Origin of the sequence: Phenylobacterium sp. (genome assembly GCF_031412415.1) — a bacterium.
In the GTDB taxonomy this organism is placed as follows: Bacteria; Pseudomonadota; Alphaproteobacteria; order Caulobacterales; family Caulobacteraceae; genus Phenylobacterium.
Genome location: NZ_JANOCX010000089.1, coordinates 1 through 2,917, shown reverse-complemented (window position 1 = coordinate 2,917; position 2,917 = coordinate 1). Strand labels below are relative to the sequence as shown.

At 66.9% G+C, this 2,917-nt stretch carries 3 protein-coding genes; 2 read left to right on the top strand and 1 reads right to left on the bottom strand.

What is annotated here, in order from left to right:
• Positions 1 to 1,134 (top strand): M48 family metalloprotease (locus RMO04_RS04765; protein WP_309643649.1); only part of this gene is annotated, 1,134 nt, incomplete at its 5' end.
• Here the strand turns inward: RMO04_RS04765 and RMO04_RS04760 are convergent.
• Positions 1,131 to 2,261 (bottom strand): beta-ketoacyl-ACP synthase III, encoded by a 1,131-nt coding sequence (locus tag RMO04_RS04760; RefSeq protein ID WP_309643648.1) that lies wholly within the window; start codon positions 2,259 to 2,261, stop codon positions 1,131 to 1,133. The genes RMO04_RS04765 and RMO04_RS04760 overlap by 4 nt on opposite strands.
• Before the next feature lie 226 nt (positions 2,262 to 2,487).
• Here RMO04_RS04760 and RMO04_RS04755 point away from each other — a divergent pair.
• On the top strand, positions 2,488 to 2,917 hold a 430-nt coding region (locus RMO04_RS04755; protein ID WP_309643647.1), incomplete at its 3' end, for an outer membrane beta-barrel protein.

The window sequence follows — 2,917 nt, the reverse complement described above, 5'->3', positions numbered from 1 at the left end:
GAGGCGCACGCCAAGGCCACGGCCTATACCCAGGGCGGCCACTGGCTGCTGCTGTGGGGTGGGTTGGTGGCTGTCGCGGTCGCCTGGCTGGTGCTGAAGTCCGGCGTCCTCGTGCGCCTTCGCGAGCGGCTGGAGGCCAGGAACGCCAGGCCATGGCTGGTGGTCGTCGCCGTGGTGGCGGCCGACTCGGTGATTGAGACCGTCCTGGCCCTGCCCTGGAACATCTACGAGGATTGGTGGCGCGAGCTTCGGTACGGTCTCACCAGCCAGGCTTTCGGCGGCTGGCTCGGCGAGTTCATGCTGGTGGGCGCCATCTCGACCGTCTTCGTCGTCCTGCTGGTGGCCGGCCTCTACGCCCTGATGCGCCGGGCGCCCAGGACCTGGTGGGCCTGGGGCGGCGGCCTGGTGGCGCTGTTCTTCGTGATGATCATGGTTCTCGCGCCGGTCTTCATCATGCCCCTGCTCAACAACTACAAGGAAGCGCCCCCCGGACCGATCCGCGAGGCCATCGTCGAGATGGCCAAGGCCAACGGCGTCCCGTCCGACAAGATCTACATCTATGACGGCTCGCGGCAGTCCAACCGCTATACCGCCAACGTCGCGGGCCTGTTCGGAACCGCCCGCATCGCCATGAGCGATGTCATGTTCAAGAAGGGCGCGGACTTGGCGGAGGTGCGCGGCGTGGTCGGCCACGAGATGGGCCACTATGTCCACAATCACCCGCTGTGGATGGCCGGAGCCTACGGCATCCTGGCCCTCGCGGGCCTTTTCCTGGTCGACCGGCTGTTCCCCCTCGTGCTGCGGCTGACCGGGGCCAAGGGGATCCAGGGCCTCTCCGACCCCGCGGGTTTCCCGGTGATCGGCATCATCCTGGCGTTGCTGGCCTTGTTCGCAACGCCGCTGTTCGTGTCGATCACCCGCCTGGGCGAGGTCGACGCCGACCGCTATTCCCTGCGCCAGGTGAACGAGCCGGACGGCCTGGCCAAGGCCCTGGTCAAGACCATCGAGTACCGCGCCGCCACGCCGTCAAAGCTGGAGGAGACGCTGTTCTACACCCATCCCGCCGTCGGCAACCGCGTCCGCATGGCCATGGACTGGAAGGCTGCTCAGATGAAGGTCGACGAGGTGCGCTAGCGTTTCCTGACGAACACCGTGCCTGCCGAATAGCCCGCTCCGAACGAGCAGATCAGGCCGGTCTCGCCCGCCGCGAAGTCCTCGCTCGACTTGTGAAAGGCGATGATCGATCCGGCCGAGGAGGTGTTGGCGTATTCGTCCAGGATGATGACGTTCTCGCCGTCCTCAGGCTCGCGGCCCAGCACGCGTTTTCCGATCATCACGTTCATGTTGATGTTGGCTTGGTGCAGCCACAGGCGTTTGAGCGTCGTGGGGGCGAGGCCGAGGTCGCCGGCGTGCTCGACGATCATCTCGGCCACCATCGGCACCACCTCGCGGAACACCTTGCGGCCCTCCTGCACGAACAGCTTGTCGGTCGCACCAACCCCGTCCGGCGCCGCGCGGTTCAGGAAGCCGAAGTTGTTGCGGATATTGTTGGAGAACACGGTCTTCAGCCGCGTGCCCAGGATGTCCCAGCCGGCGTTTTCTCCAGACGGGGGCGCATCCTCCGCCCGCTCCACGATCACCGCGGTCGCCACGTCGCCGAAGATAAAGTGGCTGTCGCGGTCGCGGAAGTTCAGGTGGCCTGAGCAGATTTCCGGATTGACCATCAACACCGCGCGGGCCGAGCCCGAAGCGACGAAGTCCGCCGCCGTCTTGATCCCGAAGGTCGCCGAGGAGCAGGCGACGTTCATGTCGAAGGCGAAGCCCTCGATCCCCAGGGCCTGCTGCACCTCGATGGCCATGGCCGGATAGGCCCGCTGCATGTTCGAGGCCGCGCAGATCACCGCGTCGATCTGGCTGACGTCCTTGCCCCACCGCGCGATCGCGTCGCGGGCGGCGGCCACGGCGATCTCGGCCAGGACCGAGATTTCCTCGTTCGGACGCTCGGGTATGACCGGACGCATGACTTCCGGGTCGATCAGTCCGGTCTTGTCGATGACGAAGCGCGACTTGATCCCCGAAGCCTTCTCGATGAACTCGGGCGAGGAGGGGGCCAGGGCGACGATCTCGCCGGCGGCGATCGCCTCGGCGTTGGCGCCGTTGAAGCGCTCCACATAGGCGTTGAAGGTCTCGACCAGCTCGGTGTTCGAGAGGCTGTGCGGTGGGGTGTAGAGCCCCGTGGCCGCGATCACGGCGTGATGCAAAACGGTCTTCTCCGACGTCGCGCCGCTTGTGGCCGGAATCCCCGGCGGGCGCTTACCGGGCAAGTGATAGCACGCCTGGGGATCGCGTCAGCCGCCTTGTGGCGCCCAGGCCACAACCCCAGATCGTCTCGACTAAGTCGGCGAACAGGCCTTTTCCCGCCGCGATTGCCCCCCACCTACCCCGCTCGGCTGGGGAGCTGGACTGTAAGAACTTGGAGTAACAAGAATGAAATCCCTCATGACCGCCGCGGCCGCCGTCGCGCTCGCCGCCGCCATCGTTCCGGCCGCGGCCCAGGCCCAAAGCCTCAGCCCCACCACCTTCTACGGCTCGGTCGGCTATAGTCACGCCGACCTAGACGAGGTGAAGCTGGGCGCGGTCAGCGGACGCCTCGGCGCGCGCTTCGGCCAGTATCTCGGTGTCGAGGGCGAGGCCGGCTTCGGCGTGAAGGACGACAGCTACCGCCCGCCGGTCAGCATCGGCGGCTCGGCCATCGACGTCGAGCTGAAGAGCACCTTCGCCGTCTACGGCGTCGGCTTCCTGCCGGTCGCCCCGAACGCCGACCTCTATGCCCGCGTCGGCTATGGCACGTCCAAGATCGAGGCCTCCGCGGCCGGCATCTCGGCCACGGCCGATGGCGAAAGCTGGAACTACGGCG